A 22,320-nucleotide genomic window follows, 5' to 3' on the forward strand; every position below is an offset into this window, starting at 1 on the left:
CCAGCTCGCTATCATGTTCGATGAGCGGTTCCCAATGGCCTGAAAAAATGGCACCGCACAAAATTCTACACAGTCTCGGATCCGACGATCACGACGTCAGCGGAAAGATCTTGTTCGGAAGGCATGGAGGATGCTCCGGATATCAGGTGGGTTCTACAACGAATTTCGAAGGCGAAAGGGCAGGTTCGCCAGTTGGAACGGCCACTTCCGGTGGGGTCTGGGTCCAGTAGAACGGCCCGCCCGCAGCGTAGGTCTTGGGATAGATGGCATCCTTGGTGATGTCGAACATCAGCGCGGAGCGGTACACGACCACCTTTTCATCCGCAACGCCACGGTACCAGCCTGTCATGATGTCATGAATGACATCCTTGAATACGGGGTCGCTATGTTCGGCCGCAGTGGCCAGCGCACGCGCGCTGTCGAATTTGCCGCCCGCCATCAGGTCATGCAGCTTCTGTATCTGGTCCCGGCGTTCAGGATTTGCCTTGGTGATGCGGGCGTACAGCGCGTTGCTGATACGGGCATCAAGCGCGTCCCGGTCGGTCAGGCGGTGCGACAGGGCAAGGAACAGCGGCGCGACCGCATCTTCCGCCCCTGCCTCCGGGGTAGCGGCAACGCCCCGGTCCGCGCCCAGCACCACGGCGGCGGCCCCCATCACACCCAGCAGCATGTCACGACGTGACATGCGCAGCGCGCGGTTCATCCGTATGGCATTGGGGGTGGACAGGTGAATACTGGTGGGAAAACTGGGCTGGTCTGCAGCCATCTGGCGTCGCCTCTCATGCATGTTGGTCCAGCAGGAATGCCGGAAAAAACAGGCATGACCATGCAGGATGCAATAATGGCACCACCGATACCGCCACTTACGCCGGGTCCGCAACCTTTTATACTCCCAGCTTAACGTATAGCAGCTTCACGTTCAGCGAGTAAAAGCGGCGAAACCGCTATACAGACATGTTTTGCAAACATATCCGCACGATTTGATACGCCACACACGGCATAGTCGGTCACGTATCATTTACGCCATCCCATGCGGAACGCCACCACGGCAGGAACGATACCCCACGGGACACGATAAACATGCATATATCCCACATCATTACTTGTCCGCGACAATGTTCCTGCAATCCCAAGACATGAAACATCATGTATTGACATGCCTGCGCCATTTACTCAGGCCCGAACCGTCAATATGCAGTCTCTTCCCGCAGCAAGGGATTTAACCACCGCGACAATATCCCTCCCCCCGATTATGCCTATCCGCGACGAAGGCATCCCGCTAGCGGCACCCGGCACGGAGCCATCCGCCCATGACGTTGGAAATCCCATTGCGCTGCACGTGATCTTCCCTGACTGTTGCCCCGCAACAGGCCGGAACAGGATCCATGCTGACACGCAGACAGACCATGACGGGCGCCCTGTCGGGCATGGCGGTCATGACAACACGCCAGGCTTTCGCCGCCGCCGCACTTGTGCCCCTGCCCTGCGTCATGGCGCATCGTGGCGCATCCGCCCTGCGTCCCGAACACACGCTGGCCGCCTATGCCAGGGCAATCGCCGATGGGGCCGATTACATCGAACCCGACCTTGTGCCGACACAGGATGGCGTGCTGGTTGCCCGTCACGAAAGCCACATTACCAACACCACGGATGTCGGCAGCCACCCGGAATTCGCCGAACGCCGACGTACGCAGATTATTGACGGCGCAACCTTAACCGGCTGGTTCACCACGGATTTCACACTGGCTGAGCTCAAGACCCTGCGCGCGCGTGAACGACTGCCCGACATACGCGCGGCCAACACGCGCTATGACGGGCATTTCGACATTCCGACGTTCGAGGAAATAATCGATTTCGTGGCAGCCGAAGCCGCTACCCGTGGCCGCATGATCGGGCTGATACCCGAAATCAAGAACGCCACCCACTTCCACCAGCTTGGCTTTAAGCCGGAAGAAACATTCCTGCGCACCATCGCGGCGCATGAATACACCCGCTACTGCCCGCTGGAGGTCCAGTCCTTTGAAATAACACCCCTGCGCCAGCTTCGCGGAAGGGTTCAGGCCATCAACCCGCAGACACGCCTCATGCTGCTGATGGGGGAACGGACAGAACACGTTCCCGACATGGCAGGCACCGCCACACCGCTTACCTTTGGTGATCTCATGACCACTGACGGTTTACACCGCGTGCGGGAATATGCGGATGTGATCGGCCCATCCAATGCGGACATCATACCGCGTGATGCAACCGGCGCATGGCGTGCGCCGACATCACTGATAGAGGACGCGCATCGCGCGGGCCTGCTGGTACATTCCTATACTTTCCGGCCCGAAAACCGTTTCCTGCCCACGCACCTGCGCAATGACGCGGGGGACAACGCCCGCAACCCGCAGGGATCAATCGCGGAAATCCGGCATTATCTGGATCTGGGGCTGGATGGTTTCTTTACCGATGATCCCGCCATCGGTCGGCTTGCCCTGCGCGGCTAACCCCATCAGCCGCGGGCGGCAGGCTGCCTGCGCACAAGACGGGTCGCGATGATCATGACCGCCAGCGTCACCGCCCATGTCATGACCTGCACCCCCATGGGCCGGTCGGAATAACCCAGCAGCGCCTTGGCCGCACGTCCGATCATGCTGCCATCGGACAGCAGCCACGATGTATCCCAGACCTCGTAACCAAGGGCGGGGATCAGGTCATCCCCCGCCAGCAGGCCCGCTGCCTGACTGGCCATGCCCGCCGCGAGAAAGGCGATCAGCAGTCCCGTCACACTGAACAGGCGACTGAGCGGAATGACGATCAGCCCCCGGTATAGCAGCCACGACAGCGCCGCCCCCGCCGCAATGCCCAGCGCGCCGCCGGTCAGCATGGCCATCGGTCCCGAATGGGTCGAAACCGCGATGCCATACAGGAACAGCACGACCTCCACCCCTTCGCGCAACACGGCGACAGCCACGACAACGGACATGGCGGCCAGCGAGCGTTCACCAGACACGACCTCCGCCCCCAGTGTCTTCATCTCGCCCGCCATTTCGCGTCCGTGACGGGTCATCCACACCGTATGCCAGCCCAGCATCAACACCGCGATACACAGGATGGTAGCGGAAAACACGTCCTGCCCGTTACCAGACAGGGCCGCGGACAGGCTGCCGGCGAATACGGCCACAATCGCGGCCCCCGCGACACCCGCCGCAATGCCACCGGCAACCCAGCGTCCACGCCCCGGAATACCCTGTGTCGCCGCCAGCACGATACCGACAATCAGTCCCGCTTCCATGACCTCACGAAAGACGATCAGCAGACTTCCCAGCATGTTTCAGGGCTCCTGTGTCACGGTAACGGTGCCCGTTGCCTGGTCGGGGTGGTAGTCGTCAAAGAACTTGTAGGTCCCGGGATGCAGCGGACCCGCATGCACGGTGATCGTGCCGCCCGAGACCACGATCTTCTCGAATTTCAGGTCGTAGCTTTCGAATTCATCCGTCGTGTCATCATGATTATCCAGCACGATCAGGAAGCGCTGTCCCGCCGGGACCGTAATATGGTCGGGGGTGAAATGGTGGTCCTTTACCTCCAGATGCACGGGATCCATCGCCCTTGCTGCCGGTGCAAGCACGAGCGCCGCAAGCCAGGCACATGACAGAACGATTACGTAACGCATACGGCACACTCCAATAACGGGCGCATGTTATGCGATTTATTATCACTGTCAATTATACCCGCCAGCCCGCATGCCAGTACATCTTCCCCAGCAATACGGATCATGCATAAGGGATATGTGCGTCAAAAAAGATATATATTGTTGACATCTTTTTGGATGACAATAAAGGTGTGGATATTATACATCTTAAAGGATCTCACACATGGCATCGCCCCTGGATGACAAGACCCGCAGCATCATCAAGGCCTGCGTACCCGCACTGGAAGCGCACGGCCTGACGATCACGACGGAAATGTACCGTCGGCTGCTGGCCAATCCAGATATTCGCGATCTGTTCAACATTTCGCACCAGAAGGACGGGGAACAGCCAAAGGCGCTGGCGCTTGCAGTGCTGGCCTATGCCCGCAACATCGACAACCTCGGCGCCATGGCCGGTGCGGTCGAACGGATTGCGGAAAAGCATGTCGGGCTGAACATCCTGCCTGAACACTACCCATATGTTGCCGATGCCCTGCTGGGCGCCATCGCCCACGTACTGGGAGATGCCGCCACCCCCGAGATCATGGATGCATGGGGCAAGGCCTACTGGTTTCTCGCTGAAATCCTGATCGGACGGGAAGAACAGATTTACGTGGCCCATGCCGCGGCCCCCGGTGGCTGGGTTGGCTGGCGTCCCTTCCGTGTCAGCCGCCGCGTGGAAGAAAGTGAAACCGTCACCTCGTTCGAACTGACGCCCGAAGACGGGAAACCCGTCATGCACCATGTGCCGGGGCAATATCTCAGCTTCCGCCTTGACGTGCCGGGGCATGGGTCTGAACGCCGCAACTACAGCATTTCCTCTGCACCCGGTTCCCGGTCCTACCGTATCAGCGTGCGCCGTATCGACAATGGCGTGGTCTCCGACTGGCTGCATGACCGTGTGAAGGAAGGCACGGTGCTGCAGGTTTCCGCCCCGGCGGGTGATTTCACGCTGGGCAACCCGACCCCAACCTCCATCGTGTTCCTCAGCGCGGGCGTTGGCCTGACCCCTTTCATTTCCATGCTGGGCGCGCTGGGGGCAGGAACGGCCAAAGCACCCGTGCGCTACATCCACATCACCCGCACCCCCGCGACAGAAGCCTTTGGCCCCTATATCCGTGACCTTGCGGACAGGGGTCTGCTGTGCGCTGATATATTCTACAGTCGGGCAACACCGCAGGCGTCGCAGCACGCCACGGGCGTCACCACCCATGCAGGCCGCATGACACAGCCATGGCTTGCGCAGGAAATCGACCGGGCCGCGACCTGGTACATCTGTGGTCCCGACGGTTTCATGCGCGATACCATCGCCACGCTGAAGGCGACGGGCGTGCCCGAAAGTCAGATCCGGTATGAGTTCTTCGGCTCGGCGGCGGATTCAACACTGGCCGGATAGCCATGGCGCACACCATCCGCGTCAGGCGCGTTTATGACCCGTCCGAACCCGATAATGGCAGTCGCGTGCTGGTGGACCGGCTGTGGCCCCGTGGGGTCAGCAAACAACGCGCAGACCTGACGCCATGACTGAGGGATATCGCCCCCCGGCACCGGACTGCGCCAGTGGTTCAGGCGCGCCTCGGCGCGATGGGACGGATTTCAGGAACGCTATATCGCGGAACTGCAGGCCAGTCCCCAGACGATGCAGCAATTGCTGGACATGGCGCGCGCAGGCCCCTCACCCTGCTGTATGACGCGCGTGACACGCAGCATAACGAGGCGGCTGTGCTGGCAGCCTGCCTGCGTCACCTGCTGGACCATACAGCCTGAACCACCGCGCCACTTTCCTGTGCCACCATGACAGAAGGCATGTTTCCCGACCCGACAGGTCGCGGGAACATGCTTTTTTTCGTGTGCATATGCCACGCCATCACGTGACGGCAGGGGAACCAAAACCACGGGCGTTCCTTAGCAGAACATCGGCGCCGCCCTGACCGGCACATTATTCCTGTGCCGCTGGCTGCCCATCACGACGGGCCTGTCGGGTGGGTCTGCATCACCTGCTGAAAGGACCACGTATCATGATTACCGTGCATCATCTGGACAATTCGCGTTCACAACGGATCCTGTGGCTGCTGGAGGAACTGGAAATTCCCTACGATATCCGGTTTTACAAACGCGACCCCAGGACCATGATGGCCCCGAAATCCTTGCGCACCATCCACCCGCTGGGCAAGGCCCCGGTCATAACGGATACGGACGGGAACGTGACGCTGGCAGAAAGCGGGGCGATTATCGAATACATCATTGATAAATACGGCGATGGCCGACTGGCTCCTGCGCGCGGCACACCCGAATACATCCGCTTCATATACTGGCTGCATTATGCGGAAGGTTCCGCCATGCCGCCGCTGCTGCTCAAGCTGATATTCGGGTTGCTGCCCAAACGCGCGCCCCTGCCACTACGTCCCTTCGCCTTCCTGATTGCCTGCGGGGCACAGGCGAAATTCATCAGCCCGCAGGTCAAGCTGCATATGGATTACTGGGAACGCAGCCTGTCGGAGAGTGAATGGTTAGCGGCCAATGACCTTACCGCCGCCGACATCCAGATGAGCTTCCCCCTTGAAACCGCCGCCGCACGCGCAGGGGCCACGAACGGGCGGCCCCATGTGGCGGCGTTCCTGCACCGTATCCATGACCGTCCCGCCTATCAGCGCGCCCTGCTTCGGGGCGGGAAATACGCCTATGCCAATGCCGGGAACAGTCCCGCATCCTGACCAGCTTTCATCCCTCATGCCTGTTTGAAACAGTCAGATCATGACGGCACCCTAAAACTCAAAAGACGTTTTTGGTGAAGCTTTTTCCAAAAAGCCTCACAGAACGCCGCCTTTTTGAAAAAAGGCGGCACCAGAAAATTTTGTATTTTTTATCAATTGTTTATTTCAAGACGATCTTTCAGTGCCGGTTGGGTCATGGTTTACGCTGAGCGCACGTTCGTAGTAAGTGCGCGGGCAATCCCATCCGCCCGAGGTTCCATGATTCGTCTTGATAACATCACCAAGCATAACGGCCAGCGCCTGGTCTTTATCGAAGCCTCGGCCGCCCTGCAGAAGGGGGAGAAGATCGGTCTGGTCGGCCCCAACGGGGCGGGCAAGACCACGCTGTTCCGCATGATTACGGGACAGGACGAACCTGATGAGGGCAATATCCTGATTGATCGCGGGGCCACCATCGGCTTTTTCAGTCAGGATGTCGGTGAAATGGCCGGACGCAGCGCCGTGGCCGAAGTCATGGATGGCGCGGGCGCTGTGTCCGAAATCGCGGCTGAACTGTCTGAACTGGAAGCGGCCATGGCCGACCCCGAACAGATGGACCAGCTTGACAGCATCCTCGAACGCTTTGGCGAGGTACAGGCCCGTTTTGAGGAGCTGGGCGGTTACGCGCTGGACAGCAAGGCGCGCGAGGTGCTGCACGGCCTTGGCTTCAGTCAGGACATGATGGATGGTGATGTGGGCCGACTGTCGGGCGGGTGGAAAATGCGCGTGGCCCTTGCGCGCATCCTGCTCATGCGGCCTGATGTCATGCTGCTGGATGAACCGAGCAACCATCTCGACCTTGAAAGCCTGATCTGGCTGGAACAGTTTCTGGCGGGTTATGATGGCGCACTGCTCATGACATCGCATGACCGGGCTTTCATGAACCGTGTCATCAACAAGGTGATCGAGATTGATGGCGGCAGCCTGACCAGTTTTTCCGGCGATTATGAGTTCTATGAACAGCAGCGCGCCCAGAACGAAAAACAGCAACAGGCCCAGTTCGACCGCCAGCAGGCGGCACTGGCCAAGGAAATCAGTTTTATCGAACGCTTCAAGGCCCGTGCCTCCCACGCGGCACAGGTGCAGAGCCGTGTAAAAAAGCTGGAAAAGATCGATCGCGTCGAACCACCCAAGCGGCGACAGGCGCTGAGTTTCGATTTCCCGCCCGCCCCCCGATCGGGCGAGGACGTAGTCAAGCTGCGCGGCGTGGACAAACGGTATGGCGAACGCGTCATTTACCACAACCTTGACCTGCTGGTCCGCCGCAGGGAGCGGTGCTGCATCCTTGGCGTCAATGGCGCTGGCAAGTCCACACTGCTCAAGCTGGTGACAGGCACAACGCAACCCGATGCGGGCACGGTCACACTGGGGGGCAGCGTGAAGATGGGCTATTTCGCCCAGCACGCCATGGACCTGCTGGATGAAAGCCGCACAGTGTTCGAAACACTGGACGACGCCTTCCCATTGGCCAGCCAGGGATCGCTGCGCGCCCTTGCGGGCAGCTTCGGCTTTTCAGGGGATGAGGTGGAGAAAAGCTGCCGCGTGCTGTCGGGGGGCGAAAAGGCGCGGCTGGTCATGGCGCTGATGCTGTTTGACCCGCCCAATTTCCTTGTGCTGGATGAGCCGACCAACCATCTGGACATCGCAACCAAGGAAATGCTCATCAACGCGCTGGCCCAGTACGAGGGCACGATGCTGTTTGTATCCCATGACCGGCACTTCCTGTCCGCGCTGTCCAACCGGGTGCTGGAACTGACACCTGATGGCATCCACCAGTATGATGGCGGCTATAGCGAATATGTCGCCCGCACCGGGCAGGAAGCACCGGGGCTGCATGCCTGATCACGGGCGCGTCACTTGAAAATACCATAGGGGGGTATAAATCAGGATCAATACGCGAAGGAGTGCCACAGTGTCCCAGACCCTGAATTTCCCCGTGGGCGGCATGTCATGTTCCGCCTGCGCCGCGCGTATTGAAAAGATCCTCAACCGTCAGGACGGCGTGCACGCCAGCGTCAATTTCGCCACCCAGCGTGTGCAGGTGGTGCTGGATACATCCGTCGCCACGATCAATGCGGTTGTCGCCGCCATCCGCAAGGCCGGTTTCACGGTGGATGAAAGCAGCGTGGACCTGGCAATCTCAGGCATGTCGTGCGCCGCCTGTGCCGCACGTATTGAAAAGATCCTCAACCGCCTGCCCCTGACGCAGGCCAGCGTAAACCTTGCCACCGAACGGGCACATATCGTGTTCGTGCCCGGCATTGCGGATGGGGATACCTTCATTGCCCGTATTGAAAAAGCCGGTTTTGGCGCATCACTGGTAAATGACGGCATGCCCGATGACACGCATGCCCGCCGTCTTGCCGCATGGCGTGCGGAACGTGCCCATTTCGTGCTGCTGCTGATCCTGTCGCTGCCGTTTTTTGCGCAGATGGTTCTGATGCCATTTGGTGCCATGTACATGATGCCCGGCTGGCTGCAGCTTGTACTGGCGGGCGTGGTACAGTTTTACGGCGCGCGGCACCTGTACCAACGTGCGTGGAATGCCCTGCGCGGTGGCGGTGCGAACATGGACGTGCTGGTGGTGATGGGCACCAGTATCGCGTATTTCTTCAGCGCGACTGTCGTAATCGCCCATCTGCACCAGCCGCTGTATTTCGAGGCCAGTGTCGCGATCATCACCCTGATCTCGCTCGGCAGGCTTATGGAGGCCCGCGCGCGCGACCGGACCAGTGCCGGGCTGGAAAGCCTGCTGAAACTACAGCCCCCGCTTGCGCATGTCCTGGTCAATGGCGCGATGGTGGATCGTCCTGTGGCGGATGTGCGCGTGGGCGACATATTCGTGGTGCGTCCGGGCGAAAGCGTCCCGGTGGACGGACTGGTGCGCGAAGGCGCATCCGAAGTCAACGAAGCCATGCTGACGGGTGAAAGCATGCCGACGCTGAAACAGGCAGGAAGCCGGGTTTTCGGTGGCACCATCAATACCAATGGCATGCTGCGCGCCACCGCTACCGGCGTGGGACATGACACGGCGCTGGCGCATATCGTGAAAATGGTCGAACAGGCGCAGGGGTCAAAAGCGCACGTGCAGCGACTGGTGGACCGGATATCGAATATCTTCGTGCCCACGGTCATCGCCATTGCACTGGCTACGTTCATGATGGGCTGGCTGGTGACGGGCAATGCGACATGGAGCCTTGTTTCCGCCGTGTCGGTACTGGTCATCGCCTGCCCCTGCTCGCTGGGACTTGCAACGCCTACGGCCATCATGGTGGGCACGGGACTGGGCGCGCGCTGTGGCATCCTGTTCCGCAATGCGGATGCACTGGAACGCGCACAGAAACTGACCACCATCATCATGGACAAGACCGGCACCCTGACCGAAGGCCGTCCCACCGTCAGTGACGTGGTGCCCGGGCCGGGAATTGACACCGGCAGGCTGCTTGCCATCGCCTGTGCGCTGGAACAGGATTCCGAACACCCGCTGGCCCGCGCCATTGTCGATCATGCCACGGCGGCGGGCATCTCACCGCTACCGGTAAGCGATTTTCACGCCATGCCCGGCATGGGGGTGACGGCCATGATTGATGGCGCACCGGCATGCCTTGGCTCCCCCCGTTTCATGGCCGATCATGGCATTGCACCCGATGACACCGTGACCACCCGGCTGGAACAGGAAGGCAAAACCGTCATCGCCGTTACGGCCAATGGACAGCCGATTGGCCATATTGCCCTGTTGGACCGCCTGCGGCCTGACGCCATACGCACCGTAAGCGCGCTGAAGGCTGCCGGCATCCGGGTCATGATGCTGACAGGCGACAACCCGCGCAGTGCCGCCATCGTGGCGAAACAGGCGGGCGTGGATGACTTCATGGCGGGCGTCCTGCCCGGTGACAAGGCGCAGGCGGTCAGGACCTGCCACGATCAGGGCGGCGTGGTTGGCATGGTGGGTGACGGGATCAATGACGCCCCGGCACTGGCGGCCGCCGATGTAGGCTTCGCCATTGGCGCGGGAGCAGCCATCGCGCTGGATACGGCGGATATCGTGTTGATGAAAAGCGAGTTGACCAGCGTGCTGGATGCCATTTCCCTGTCGCGCGCCACACTGTCCAAGATCCGGCAGAACCTGTTTTTCGCTTTCATCTATAATATCCTGGGCCTGCCGCTGGCGGCGTTCGGGCTGCTCAACCCGATCGTGGCGGGGGCGGCCATGGCCATGAGTTCGGTATCGGTTGTCAGCAATTCCCTGCTGCTCAACCGCTGGAAACCGCACAGGCAGACCTGATCCAGCGCCGTAGGCATATGTCACGGCTTATGGTACGCTGATATGGACATGACAGCATAAAATCGAAGAAGGCGCGCATGGCTCGACAGGACGAACTGGTGACATCGATGGAAGGCTGCGCGCATTGCGCCCCCCCCACCGACAGGAAAGTGGAGCAGCCGCACAAGAAGGCCCTGATCAACCGTGTCCGCCGGATTGAGGGACAGGTGGGCGGCGTGCTGAACATGATCGAGGACGACCGTTACTGCGTCGACATCCTGACCCAGATTTCAGCGGTAAAATCGGCACTTGACGGTGTCGCCATCCAGATCCTGTCCACCCATGCCAAAGGCTGCGTACGTCAGTCCGTCATGGACGATGGCGGGGATGAGGCGATCGAGGAAATGCTGGGGATCGTGCGCAAACTGATCCGCTGATGGAAAACCGATAAATAAAATAAACGTTTTTGGTGAAACTCTCCTCAAAAAACTTCAGAAAACACTGCTTTAAAAAAAAGCGGCATCCAAAATCTTTATGGTTTGCCGGATGTTGCCTGGGCAGTTTTTTGAAATGCCTCCCGATACGTACACGCACAAAACAGGCACCTGTCCTGTAACACCTGCGCCAATGCGCGGAAAAACCCTTTTCTTTATGCCCCCCATGGGTATTATGCGGACACGTTTTGTTATGCGACTTGCCTGTGCATGGGAGCCCTGAATGATCAGGACACATGGCCGGATCTGGATTGGCCTGCTGGCCTGGCTGCTTATGCAGACCGGGCTGCTGGTTGCGTCCTTTCCTGCCATTGCGCAGACACACGATGCCATGGTGCCCTGCACCGTCACGACCTCCCCCCACTGCATGACACCGGCACAACTGACCCACATGGCGCACATGCACCATAAGGAAGGCCAGTGCTGCCATGTCCATGTCAGTTCTACTGACATGCCATCCCCACCCGCCACCCTGCTGCCCCCGCAACCCGGGGCTGGCACGCAGTCCTACCTGCCCCATCCGCAGGCCCGCCTGACTGGCGGTGACTGGCTGCGCCCCTTGCGCCCCCCCAAATCCCGGAACAGCCAGGCGCCATCAGGCGTATAATGTGCCCGCCACCCCGTCGGGATGGTGGGGTGTAACTGCCCTGTTTCCGGAATTTTCCATATGTCCAATGCCTCTCGCACGCGGGACGGCCTGACACGTCGCCGTTTCGTCACGGGTATGGGGGCGGGTGGGCTGCTTGCCGCCCTGCCCGTACCCGCTTCCGCCAGCCCCGTCACAACCATCGCTCCGGGCACGGTACCTGCCGCAGCCAGTGCGACATGGAACCTGCATGTCGGTCGCAGGCGTATCGAAATCGACCGCAAGGTCCTGCACGCCCCCTGTATCGGCGGGAACGTGCCCGGTCCCGTCCTGCGCTGGCAGGAGGGGGATAACGTGACCCTGAACGTCACCAATACGCTGCGTGATGAGGAGACCTCCATCCACTGGCACGGCATCCGCCTGCCCGCCAACATGGACGGCGTACCAGGACTGAGCTTTACCGGCATTCCCCCCGGTGAAACCTTTACCTACCGTTTTCCCGTCCAGCAGAGCGGAACCTACTGGTACCACAGCCATTCCGGCATGCAGGAAGCGCAGGGTCTGTACGGCGCCATCATCATTGACCCCCGTCGTCCCGACCCGAATGCATGCGTGCGGGATTATGTCGTCGTACTGTCCGAATGGACCGACGTGTCCCCCATGGACATGATCAATAACCTCAAGATGCAGGATGATTATTATGTTTTCCGGCAACGCACGCTGGCGTCCCTGCCGCATGAGGCCCGGATGGCGGGCAGCGTCGGCGCGGCGCTGAAGGACCGGCTGCAATGGTCACGCATGCGCATGGCCGCGACCGATATTTCCGATGTCACGGGCATCATCTACACCTACCTGCTGAACGGGCATGCGCCGGACATGAACTGGAGCGGCCTGTTTACTCCCGGGGAACGGGTAAGGCTGCGGTTTGTCAACGCGGCCTCCATGACGTTTTTCGACATACGCATACCCGGTCTGGAAATGCTGGTGGTGCAGGCGGATGGCAATGATGTCGAACCCGTGCCGGTGGATGAATTCCGCATCGGTGTAGCCGAAACCTATGACGTAATCATCCAGCCGCGCGACAGCCGGGCCTATACGATCTTTGCCCAGAGCGAGGACCGCACCGGCTACGCCCGTGGCACGCTGGCCCCGCAGCCCGGCATGACCGGTCCCATCCCCCCCATGGACCCGCGCCCGGTACGCACCATGGTCGACATGGGGATGGGCGACATGAAACCGGGGCAGGACATGAAAGATATGAAGGGTATGGATATGCCCGGCATGTCGAAAAAAGATGCCCCGATGGACGGCATGGACATGTCAGACATGGACAATGGGAACATGGACCACATGGACCACATGGACCACATGGACCACATGGACCACATGGACCACATGGACCACATGGACCACATGGACCATGCCACGCCCGCAACGCCGGTTATGGAAGTGGATGATCCCGGTCCTCCTCCCATCAATGTCGAAAACCAGAATGTCGCCAGAATGCCAGTGGACCGTCTGGGCAGCCCCGGTGACGGGCTGGAAGACAATGGGCGCCGCGTGCTGAATTACCGACAGTTGCGCGCAACCCGCCCCGGTACCGACCCGCGCCCGCCATCGCGCGAAATCATCATGCACCTGACCGGCAACATGGAACGCTACATATGGGGCTTCAATGGCCGGAAGTTTTCTGAATCCGGGCCAATCCGCCTGAAACTGGGTGAACGGGTGCGCTTCACACTCATCAACGATACCATGATGGAACACCCCATCCACCTGCATGGCATGTGGAGCGAACTGGAAAATGGCCAGGGTGACTACCGCCCCTACAAACATACCCTCATCTCACAACCGGGATCACGGCTGAGCTATCTTGTCACGGTCGATGTGCCGGGCATGTGGGCGTATCACTGCCACCTTATGCTGCATATGGAACTGGGCATGTTCCGCACGGTCATCGTGGCATGAGGTACGTATCTCTTCTGGCAGCCCTGACAGGCTGCATCACGTGCATCACGGGCACGCCTGCGCTGGCGCAGGTCCCCTCCGCCACTGCCACGACGACGACAACACAGAATACGAAGCCCGCTTACCACGCGGCTGATGCCCCGTCATCCACACCGGTCGTATATCTGGGCAACATGAAACCGGTCATGGACCATGCCAGCTATTTTCATGGTATCCTTGATGAATTCGAGGGACGGTACGCCCCCGGTGGTTCGGATTTCCGCTGGGATGGCGAAGCATGGTACGGCACGGATTACAACCGGGTCTGGCTCAAAACCGAAGGCACACTTGAACACGGCCACCTGCATGACGGGGACCATGAACTGCTGTACAGCCGCGCGATTTCGTCCTATTTCAATGTGCAGGGTGGTGTGCGCGCGGATATTGACGACGGGCCGACGCGCACATGGGGCGCACTGGGGGTACAGGGACTGGCGCTGTATGAATTCGAATTTCAGGCCACCGCCTATGTCAGCGACCGCGGACGGTTCGCCACCCGGATTGAAGGATCGTATGACTTCCTTCTGACCAACCGGCTGATCCTGCAGCCACAGGCGGAATTCAACCTCTATACCAAGTCCGATCCCGCGCGGCAGGTTGGCGCGGGCCTGTCGGATGTCGATGCGGGACTGCGCCTGCGGTATGAAGTCTGGCGCAAATTCGCACCATACGTCGCGGTATCCTATGCCGGGTACCTGACACAGGCCCGCAGGATCGTGCATGACCAGCACGAGGAGACAGGAGCGCTACGCTTTACCTTTGGCATTCGAAGCTGGTTCTGATCCACCTCGGGGTCTACGCAGCGTGACGAAGGGAATTGTCGCGGCGTATTCCAGCCCCTATATTCTGATTCATGGATGTATCCTGTGTCCGGGAAGGGCCTGATCCTTTCACGTATCAGGATGCAGCCAGGGACCCTTCATGGTCGTGTAAAACCATACCCATGATTTTTTCCTGATGGAGGATTGGGAAAATGCCTATGTGTAAATCTGTCAGAACAGGCACGCTCCGCGCCCTTGCCACCGCACTGATTGGGGGTAGCCTTGCCACGCACCCGGCACTGGCCCAGACGCTCACGGTTATTGATGCCAGCGGGCACACGGTGGACATCATTGTTCCCCGACAGGTCGCAGCGCGCCCCGCATTCGATGCGATCGACCAGATGATGGATCGTGAATTCGCCGCGATGGAAGCACGGCAGCAGCAGATGATGCATCTTATGGACCAGACGATGTCCAGCCCGGTTGCCGCCCTGCCTACTCCTGCCCTTGATACCCGTAACGCTCACGGACAGGGCAGCATGTACCAGAGCGTCACGACCATATCATGGGGCAGCAATGGCATCCCGTGCAGCCAGACAGTGACCAGCACCAGCAACGGCAATTCTGCCCCCGTCTTTCAGGTTGCAACCCGTGGCGATGCCACCTGTACCGCGAGGCTGACCCCCGCCACAAACCGGCAGACACCAGCCACGCAGGCACAGGACCTGACCCCGGCGGTGGATACGACACCGTCCCCTGCGCGGCGGATTACGTCCCGGCCCTTCTGAAAATAAAAGTCTTTGGTAAAGCTTTTTTCAAAGAGCTTCAGAAAACGCCGTCTTTTTGAAAAAAGGCGGCGTCCAGAAGTTTTATTTAGAACAATCCGTGATTGTCCCGATCAGACATCGACAGCATTTCTTCCCATGTGCCGGAATACGTTAATTTATCACCGTGTCATGAGATCATTTATTTACTAAGCAGGGGCCCGATGCGATCCCATACATATTTCGCCATTATCTCATGTCCCTGCTGGTTGGCATGCGTTGTATCTGGGGCCCATGTCTGGTGATCAAGAACGTTGGCAAGGGACTGCCCGGAGGCGAAAAGATCGATGATGGTGTCAGTTGGCGTCGTAAATGGCTGCACGGGGGGCCACCGGTCTGGGCTTCGTCAATAATGGCGACAGTATACCCTGCTGCCTTCAGGCGACTGACAATCAGTGCCAGGTTACACACCGTTTCAGTAGCAGAAATATTGTAGGCAGGCAGGTGGTCATTATAGCCGCCAAAGACAACAGCTACCTTGTGCACGGCACCATGGACCACGCTCTCGACAGCGGGCAGCCTGTCCAGCTTCTGCCGCGTCGTTGCCCCTGACACACTGCGAAATCGTAACTCTGCCAACGCGCGAAACGCTGCATGAGGTAAGGCCAGTTACGGCCATCATACACGCGGAAACCTTCGGTGCCGCTATCACCAATGGCGATACAGACAGCACGCAACTGTGGCATGTAATCCCCTGCCACGGCTGCGGACGCGGCAAATGCCTGCGTCTCCGCTGGTGGCGGGCATGGTCGGCTATGACAATGCCGTTCTACATCCCGCCACCAGCGCGTGTGCCGGAAGCAATGGCGCAACGATACCCGTAAGGATAGCTGCAACCTGTCCGCGCATGTTCATGTCACGCCCTTACCAAAAGGTGATGGGACCGTGCAGGCATCCCGGCACTGAAGGATAATGCCGCTACTGACCATCAAGGGTGTAGTGTGCCATCCACATGCCACTGGCCTCCGACCAGCTGCCCGCGCGGCTGTAGCCGCCTTCCAGCCCCACGCGCAGCCGGTGATCGACCTGATAGACAAGCCGCCCGCGCATATTGCCCGCAAGGCCGCTTGCCCCTTCATCACCATAATAGCTGGGCTGGTTTTCATTGCCCCTGGCCTGCAGCACATTGCTGGTCGGGAAATACGGCGCGCCGTTGCTGTGGTAGTACTGGTATCCCGCTTCCCCGCGCAGGAACCACGTCCAGCGCCTGTTATGTCCCGACCATTCTACTGGTATCATGGCACCGTAATACTGCTGGGGCGAGAAGTATCCACCCTGCCCCCATGTAAAGAAGTAGGCATTACGCTTATACCCGAAATACATGAGATCCAGGCCCACACGCAGCCACTGTCGGTCATGCCACTGCCATACGGTGGCGCTGCCGCCCGCACCGGCCTCGGTCTCGGTATTGCCTATGACGTTGGTCCCACTGAGATAGGCGAAACCACCACCCGCATATGCATTCCATCCCGGCGCGGACCATTCCAGCGCGCCATGTCCAAACAGGCGCGTCACCCCGCCCCACAGTTTGCCCGTGCCCGGATCACGTTCCCCCGCATAGGATAGTTCGCTGTCAGTCACCATCCGCCGCCCGCCACTTATGCGCAGGCCCAGGTTGCGGGTCAGGCGCGGGGCGAATTCCAGGCCGCCCACCACATTGGTGATGGGGAAGCCAAGCGGGGAAGACCCCACATCGGCCGAGAACCAGTGATTGACGTAATTCAGGCTCAGCCCCACGCCCTGCGTGTAATAATGGTGATAACCCCATGGCTGCGCGCCATTGACCGCAACCGTCCCGAACTGATGGGCGGAATAGGCGTTGTTCAGCGGGTCGCCCGTGAACAGCAACGTTGGCGTCACGGAAAATGACAGCCGGTGTTCCCACGATTCAAACGGCAGGGTAGCGGTGATGGGTATGGCGAATTCCGTAAGCTGCCCCAGCCCTGCAACCCCCGTGCGGCTGCGCGCGTAGGTATTGGCGTCGAACTGCGGCGAGATGGAATCACGCAGGTAGACGATCTGCCGGTCCATTGCCTCGGGGCTGTCGTCCTCGGGGATGTAATGGTAGCTCGCCGGAAGGGTCGCGCCATGCAGGTCGAGATATTCACTGTCGATGTAGGGCCAGCGGTAATCGGGCAGGAAGCTTTCATGCCCGCCACACTCCCCTTCCCCATCAAGGCTGCACTGGGCATGCCGGGCATGTTCCACATCCACCAGCTGCGCACGCGAATTACCCTCGATCCGTTCAATGTCGGAACGGACTTCCCAGCTCATCGGGCCGTCGGGGTCCTCATGGGCCAGCCGTGTGGCATAGTCCCTGGCCTGCGCCAGATGATGGGATCCACCGGCGTCACGCGCGGCTGCGGCCAGCGCATAAATGTCTGTGGGCTTCAGCCGCAGCGCGATCTCGTCCTCCTCCAGCGCGCGCACGGCCATGTTCCGGGTCTGGTACACACGGCCCATGGCCAGATGGGCCTCGACGGAATCCGGGTGGGCGCGCAACACGGGAGCCAGCACCTGTGCCGCCTGCGCCGTCTGGCCATAACGGTCGAAACTGTCGGCAGTCATGACCGCAAGGCCAATCGCGATCTGGTCACGCGCACGTGTCTGTTCGAACGTGATATCGGCGGGATGGGCCTTTGCCATGGTGTCAAAGACATCAAGGCAACGTGTCGTGTCAAAGGACGAACGCATGCGCAGGTACATCCCCGCATAGGCCAGCATCTGGGCTGCATGCGGCGGTTGCGTCAGACTTTCCTCACGCGCCAGCGCCTGGCGCGCGTCCTGTGGCGCATGCCGCGACAACAGGGCGGCGGCGATACGCATGCCGCGCTCACCCGTAGGATCAGGCCGGTCAGCCAATGCCAGAATGGCTGCGTTATCCGCGGCAGGCGGGTGGTTGAGTTCGGCTATGCGCCGGTCCAGCGCAATCAGTTCGGCCACGCTGTCCATGCCCGGCGTGCGACCGGTTCTGGGCAGGCGTTCCAGCAGCGCGTTGGCAGTCGCCATGTCATGGCGGCCCATGGCGTAGATAATGCCCGCCTGCAGCGCCTCGGGGGATGCCGTGCGTGGCATGGTCAGGTCATCCATCAGGGCCTGCGCCGCCACATGGTCACCCGCGTCATCAAGCGCGTGCGCCAGCTTGAGCCGTATCCACGGGTCATTCGGTTCCAGTGCATGCGCACGGCGCAGCAGCGTAATGCGCCCGTCACTGTCCTTCGCCCGGTCAGCCTGCGCGGACAGCGCGGCAACAGCCAGCCGCCGCGCCAGCGCCGGGTTCATCTGGTCAAGGCGGGCAATGATCGTGTCCATTCCCGAGCCGCCACCTGTCTGCACCTCCAGCATGCCGAGGTTGAACAATGCCTCGGCATTACGCGGCGCGCGGCGCACGACTTCACGATACAGCCGTTCGGCCTCGTCCATGTTTCCCTGGCTGCGTTCGAGCAGCGCCTGCAGCGACAGTACGGTCAGCGTATTGCCCGGACGGCGGCCAAGGGTGGCAAGGTCGGTACGCGCCGTGTCGTAATGTCCGGTATTGATGGCCTGCACGATACGCGCCACCAACGGGTCCATGCCCGTGCCACCCGCCTCTATCGCCTTCAGCGTCGCGCGCCAGTGCGGCGCGGCTGCCGGATCGGCCTGTATGGCCTGCAGGAAATACTGCCGCGCCAGCGCCGGCTGCTGACGGGCCAGGGCCACCAGCCCCAGGCCGCCCAGCGCATCGGCATCATGGGGGCTGGCGGCCACGGCGCGACGGAATTCAACCGCTGCCGCATCAAGGCTATGCCGCGCCAGCAGTGCATAACCGTGCTGGCGGAAATTGGTGGCATCAATGTCGGCCTGCATTTCCTGAGCCTTTTGCAGGCGTACCGTGAACTCCGTATCATCGGGATGGCGGCCCAGCCATTCCTTATAGAGCGGGATGCTCTCCCCGGTAATCGGCTCCCATAGCAACGCATCACGCCATGCCGCAACCGCGTCATTGCGGATCTGGGCTGACACATCGGATTGCGCAAGCGCACGCAACCCGTCCAGGCCTTCCTGCCGCGAGGTAACGCGATAAGTCAGGATCTGGTCAAGGCACAGCCGCGCATCAATGTCACGCGGGTTGCGCGCCACCCACGCCGCCAGCCCGGTGCGCGCTTCCTGATAGCCAAGGACGGTCGCCCCGAGCACACGGTAATATTCCAGCGCGAGATCAGGCGGCGGGGCACCATTCCTGAATATTGCCCTGTACTTCAGCATCGCGGGCATCATCTTGCCTGATGCCGCCAGCGCGCGTGCTTCTGCCAGGGCCTGCGGATCTATCGGCCCGGCCTGAATCTGCGCCTTCAGGTCGGAGGCCAGTCCCTCCGACCCATCCATACGCTCCAGAATCTCCAGCGTGTGCCTGGCCTGGGCGGACCTGCCCTCGGCCATCTGCAGTCGGCCCTGCAGGAACAGGGCCACGGTATTGTCCGGTTCAATCGACAGCGCGCGCTGGATCGTCTCGTGCGCCTTGCCCAGATTATGCTGGCCCAGCCAGTAATACCCCTGATTGAGCAGCAGTTCCAGCACAGCCGCTGCATGCGCCAGATGCGCACTGCTCGCCATGGTGGATGTGAACTGCGCTTCGGCAGGGGAAACGGGCTGCGCCGGGGTTCCTGCTACAGCATCTCCGGTGGCCGGAACAGTCACCGGCGCATCGGGGGGGGTACCCGTTATCGCCATATGAGCGTCCTGCGCGTTGACACTTCCACATGACAGGATGAGACCCGCCATCATGGCGCAGGCCAGCCGCAGCCCGCTTTCACGCATGCGCGGGTAGCCCAGCATGTCGCCGCGTACCAGCACCCATGAAGCCGGCGCGAAACGCCATGCCACTCCGTCACGCAGATCGCGCCCGGGCGGTCGTGTCATGTCACGCCTAATGGACACGGGACACATGGGAAATAAAGGCGAGAACAACCGCAAGCCCCAGGCACCCACCCACCAGCAGGCCCGCGCCACGGTTACGGACAGCGACGCTAACCCTGTCCTCGTAATCAAGGGCGGGCCGCTCGACAAAAACATAGCTCAGCAGGCTGACCACCGTGACCAGCGCCAGTACACCCGCCATCACGGCACCATGTACCTGAAAGAACAGCAGATAATTCGCCACGACAATACCCGGCCAGTGCCACAGATAGACGGAATACGAAATCACCCCCAGCGGTGACAGCGGCACAAGCCACCTTTGCCCCACTTTCGTGTCAGGCAGCATGATGATGACCGCGACTGCGATACACGGAAACACTGCCATGTAGGATGGACAGGCAAAGCTGCGGGGATAGAACAGCCCCGATCCCACGATGACCGCAAGGGCCACGGCATAGACAAGGTTGGCAACACCACACGACAGTCGCAGGCGGGGCAGCATCCAGATCATCGTGCCCAGCAGAAACTGCCACAGCCGGGCGAAAATGGTATAATAGGCCTGCCCGTCACCCCAGTACCATGCCAGCGCGCAGTACGCTGCGGAGGCAGTGAACACAGACAGGAGCAGCAGCCTGCGGTGCCGTATCACCGGCAGCAGCAGTGCCACGACGAAAATGATGGCGTAGAACTGCATTTCCAGCGACAGCGACCATGTATGCAGGAACGGGTAGGCCATGGCCTGCCCCTGAAAATACCCGACATGTCCCGCCGCCCAGATATTGGACAGGTACACCAGCGCATATGCACCATTGCTCGCGATATCGGCGCGATCGCTCTGCAATACCCACCACAGCATTCCCGCCGAGGTCACTGCAATCATGCACAGAAGCGCCGGCAGCAGGCGGTACAACCTGCGGCACACGAAGCGCACCGGCTGGAACGGGTGCTGCATGAGCGCAGAACGGCCCATGAAATAGCCTGATATCACCACGAAAATATCGACACCGATAAACCCGCCCTTCAGCCATCCCGCATGAAACAGCACCACAAGGACAACGGCCAGTCCCCGCAGGCCATCGACGTCGCGCCGACGGTTCCTGGGGAAAAAATCCTTTTCCACAATGGTACGCCAGCGACCGGGTGCGGGCTGAATGGGTTCAAGTTGCAGCATCAATACTTTCCACGGCTTGCGCCAGTCTCGGGCAAAGCGGCGGGCACCCGGCATCCCGGGCCGCCACCACGTCAGGATAGGCCTATTGCGCGGCCACTGGCGGCGCGTCCTTCAGCTTCTCAAGTTCGGGCAGCGTCGCCTGCACGATCGCATCCCCCCATATCTTGTAGCTTTCGGCAGTGGCATGAATGCCATCAGTCGTCTTCACGCTACCCTGCCTGAGCAGTGCCGTACCATCGACATACGTGCACGGCGCGACCTCGCCCTTGAGGAACGTCGCCATTTCCGTTGCACGCTGGTCGGTCTTGCCATAACGCGGGCTGAACTGCCCCCACGTCGGACCGACCCAGATGCAGGCCGTCTTGCCAATGGCATAGGTCAGGGTCTTGACCTGTTCATCCACCCAGTCCCTGGACACTGCATTCTGGCCATACGCCGCCATCGTGTCGCCCATAACCACCATGACCACGTTGGGGTGCCATTTTTCGATCAGTGAATTGATCGGCGGCGGGGAAGCAGGCTTCATGTCGGGCGCACCGATCGGTGCATCCCCCACACGTTCGGCGGCACCACAGCCATTGTTGGGATTGGGCACGACCCAGTCGGCGGCGGTCGATGAACAGACCCCGTACGTCACGACCTTTGCCCCCTGCCTGGTGAATTCATCTGGCAGCACGGACAGGAGCGTGTCTTTGTAGGTAACATGACTGTCGCCAATAATCAGCAGGGTCAGGCCTGCGAGAAGGGCACTCATCTGTTCTGTCTCCGTACCATGATTATTTCGATTATGACCCAGGCGTGTTCACGACGTCCGCCACATGCACTGGCGTCCCGCCGCCATGCCGACGGCCATGAACGTCGTAATGATGGAAAGGGATGAAGATGACC

General features: G+C 60.6%; 16 protein-coding genes and 1 pseudogene. 11 read left to right on the forward strand and 6 right to left on the reverse strand.

Annotation, left to right across the window (positions count from 1 at the left end; genetic code table 11):
• Positions 1–142: 142 nt before the first annotated feature.
• Positions 143–766, reverse strand: coding sequence for a sorbitol dehydrogenase family protein (locus MSKU9_RS08025; protein WP_141260780.1), 624 nt, complete (start codon positions 764–766; stop codon positions 143–145).
• A gap of 619 nt (positions 767–1,385) precedes the next feature.
• Here MSKU9_RS08025 and MSKU9_RS08030 point away from each other — a divergent pair.
• Positions 1,386–2,489 carry a glycerophosphodiester phosphodiesterase family protein gene (locus MSKU9_RS08030; RefSeq protein ID WP_141260781.1) on the forward strand — a complete coding sequence of 368 codons (1,104 nt, stop codon included), beginning with the start codon at positions 1,386–1,388 and terminating at the stop codon, positions 2,487–2,489.
• A 5-nt stretch (positions 2,490–2,494) separates the two neighbouring features.
• On the opposite strand, the gene MSKU9_RS08035 is transcribed toward MSKU9_RS08030, so the two are convergent.
• Both MSKU9_RS08035 and MSKU9_RS08040 read right to left on the reverse strand, forming a co-directional pair.
• Positions 2,495–3,313, reverse strand: a complete 819-nt coding sequence (locus MSKU9_RS08035; RefSeq protein ID WP_141260782.1) for an FTR1 family iron permease — start codon at positions 3,311–3,313, stop codon at positions 2,495–2,497.
• Positions 3,314–3,316: 3 nt separating this feature from the next.
• Complete coding sequence (locus tag MSKU9_RS08040; RefSeq protein ID WP_193557659.1) at positions 3,317–3,658, reverse strand: cupredoxin domain-containing protein; 342 nt, start codon at positions 3,656–3,658, stop codon at positions 3,317–3,319.
• A 202-nt stretch (positions 3,659–3,860) separates the two neighbouring features.
• On the opposite strand from MSKU9_RS08040, the gene hmpA reads away from it, so the two are divergent.
• The 10 genes and pseudogenes from hmpA (at position 3,861) to MSKU9_RS08090 (ending at position 15,329) form a co-directional block, all read left to right on the forward strand.
• Positions 3,861–5,072 carry an NO-inducible flavohemoprotein gene (gene hmpA, locus MSKU9_RS08045; RefSeq protein ID WP_141260783.1) on the forward strand — a complete coding sequence of 404 codons (1,212 nt, stop codon included), beginning with the start codon at positions 3,861–3,863 and terminating at the stop codon, positions 5,070–5,072.
• A 2-nt stretch (positions 5,073–5,074) separates the two neighbouring features.
• Positions 5,075–5,443, forward strand: a pseudogene (locus MSKU9_RS08050) (DUF488 domain-containing protein).
• A 251-nt stretch (positions 5,444–5,694) separates the two neighbouring features.
• A complete protein-coding gene (locus tag MSKU9_RS08055) occupies positions 5,695–6,390 on the forward strand; it encodes a glutathione S-transferase family protein (protein ID WP_162853805.1) in 696 nt (231 codons plus the stop codon).
• Positions 6,391–6,648: 258 nt separating this feature from the next.
• Entirely contained in the window at positions 6,649–8,271 is a 1,623-nt protein-coding gene (locus tag MSKU9_RS08060; protein ID WP_141260818.1) for an ABC-F family ATP-binding cassette domain-containing protein, read from the forward strand.
• Between the two features lie 70 nt (positions 8,272–8,341).
• Positions 8,342–10,714, forward strand: coding sequence for a heavy metal translocating P-type ATPase (locus MSKU9_RS08065; RefSeq protein ID WP_141260784.1), 2,373 nt, complete (start codon positions 8,342–8,344; stop codon positions 10,712–10,714).
• 77 nt (positions 10,715–10,791) lie between these two features.
• Entirely contained in the window at positions 10,792–11,130 is a 339-nt protein-coding gene (locus MSKU9_RS08070) for a metal-sensitive transcriptional regulator (RefSeq protein WP_141260785.1), read from the forward strand.
• Positions 11,131–11,410: 280 nt separating this feature from the next.
• Positions 11,411–11,794 (forward strand): hypothetical protein, encoded by a 384-nt coding sequence (locus MSKU9_RS08075; RefSeq protein ID WP_141260786.1) that lies wholly within the window; start codon positions 11,411–11,413, stop codon positions 11,792–11,794.
• A gap of 60 nt (positions 11,795–11,854) precedes the next feature.
• A complete protein-coding gene (locus tag MSKU9_RS08080) occupies positions 11,855–13,741 on the forward strand; it encodes a copper resistance system multicopper oxidase (RefSeq protein WP_141260787.1) in 1,887 nt (628 codons plus the stop codon).
• Positions 13,738–14,562, forward strand: a complete 825-nt coding sequence (locus tag MSKU9_RS08085) for a copper resistance protein B (protein ID WP_141260788.1) — start codon at positions 13,738–13,740, stop codon at positions 14,560–14,562. The genes MSKU9_RS08080 and MSKU9_RS08085 overlap by 4 nt, the downstream gene beginning before the upstream one ends.
• A 197-nt stretch (positions 14,563–14,759) precedes the next feature.
• The gene (locus MSKU9_RS08090) at positions 14,760–15,329 is read left to right on the forward strand and encodes a hypothetical protein (RefSeq protein WP_227002408.1); all 570 of its coding nucleotides are present in this window, start codon (positions 14,760–14,762) and stop codon (positions 15,327–15,329) included.
• A 954-nt stretch (positions 15,330–16,283) separates the two neighbouring features.
• On the opposite strand, the gene MSKU9_RS08100 is transcribed toward MSKU9_RS08090, so the two are convergent.
• From MSKU9_RS08100 to MSKU9_RS08110, 3 genes are read right to left on the reverse strand one after another with little or no spacing between them, the layout of a single operon-like run.
• Entirely contained in the window at positions 16,284–20,264 is a 3,981-nt protein-coding gene (locus MSKU9_RS08100) for a cellulose biosynthesis protein BcsC (RefSeq protein ID WP_141260790.1), read from the reverse strand.
• Positions 20,265–20,271: 7 nt separating this feature from the next.
• Complete coding sequence (locus MSKU9_RS08105) at positions 20,272–21,486, reverse strand: acyltransferase family protein (protein WP_227000897.1); 1,215 nt, start codon at positions 21,484–21,486, stop codon at positions 20,272–20,274.
• A gap of 28 nt (positions 21,487–21,514) precedes the next feature.
• Positions 21,515–22,186: an SGNH/GDSL hydrolase family protein gene (locus MSKU9_RS08110; RefSeq protein WP_141260791.1), complete on the reverse strand. Its 672-nt coding sequence runs from the start codon at positions 22,184–22,186 to the stop codon at positions 21,515–21,517.
• Positions 22,187–22,320 lie beyond the last annotated feature (134 nt).

Origin of the sequence: Komagataeibacter diospyri (assembly GCF_006538165.1) — a bacterium.
GTDB classification, from domain to species: domain Bacteria; phylum Pseudomonadota; class Alphaproteobacteria; order Acetobacterales; family Acetobacteraceae; genus Komagataeibacter; species Komagataeibacter diospyri.

Excerpts from the sequence above, each read along its gene's own strand:
- MSKU9_RS08025 (WP_141260780.1), bottom strand. The coding sequence starts at position 766 with ATGGCTGCAGACCAGCCCAGTTTTCCCACCAGTATTCACCTGTCCACC.
- MSKU9_RS08030 (WP_141260781.1), top strand. The coding sequence starts at position 1,386 with ATGCTGACACGCAGACAGACCATGACGGGCGCCCTGTCGGGCATGGCG.
- MSKU9_RS08035 (WP_141260782.1), bottom strand. The coding sequence starts at position 3,313 with ATGCTGGGAAGTCTGCTGATCGTCTTTCGTGAGGTCATGGAAGCGGGA.
- MSKU9_RS08040 (WP_193557659.1), bottom strand. The coding sequence starts at position 3,658 with ATGCGTTACGTAATCGTTCTGTCATGTGCCTGGCTTGCGGCGCTCGTG.
- hmpA (WP_141260783.1), top strand. The coding sequence starts at position 3,861 with ATGGCATCGCCCCTGGATGACAAGACCCGCAGCATCATCAAGGCCTGC.
- MSKU9_RS08055 (WP_162853805.1), top strand. The coding sequence starts at position 5,695 with ATGATTACCGTGCATCATCTGGACAATTCGCGTTCACAACGGATCCTG.
- MSKU9_RS08060 (WP_141260818.1), top strand. The coding sequence starts at position 6,649 with ATGATTCGTCTTGATAACATCACCAAGCATAACGGCCAGCGCCTGGTC.
- MSKU9_RS08070 (WP_141260785.1), top strand. The coding sequence starts at position 10,792 with ATGGCTCGACAGGACGAACTGGTGACATCGATGGAAGGCTGCGCGCAT.
- MSKU9_RS08075 (WP_141260786.1), top strand. The coding sequence starts at position 11,411 with ATGATCAGGACACATGGCCGGATCTGGATTGGCCTGCTGGCCTGGCTG.
- MSKU9_RS08080 (WP_141260787.1), top strand. The coding sequence starts at position 11,855 with ATGTCCAATGCCTCTCGCACGCGGGACGGCCTGACACGTCGCCGTTTC.
- MSKU9_RS08085 (WP_141260788.1), top strand. The coding sequence starts at position 13,738 with ATGAGGTACGTATCTCTTCTGGCAGCCCTGACAGGCTGCATCACGTGC.
- MSKU9_RS08090 (WP_227002408.1), top strand. The coding sequence starts at position 14,760 with ATGTGTAAATCTGTCAGAACAGGCACGCTCCGCGCCCTTGCCACCGCA.
- MSKU9_RS08100 (WP_141260790.1), bottom strand. The coding sequence starts at position 20,264 with ATGACACGACCGCCCGGGCGCGATCTGCGTGACGGAGTGGCATGGCGT.
- MSKU9_RS08105 (WP_227000897.1), bottom strand. The coding sequence starts at position 21,486 with ATGCCGGGTGCCCGCCGCTTTGCCCGAGACTGGCGCAAGCCGTGGAAA.
- MSKU9_RS08110 (WP_141260791.1), bottom strand. The coding sequence starts at position 22,186 with ATGAGTGCCCTTCTCGCAGGCCTGACCCTGCTGATTATTGGCGACAGT.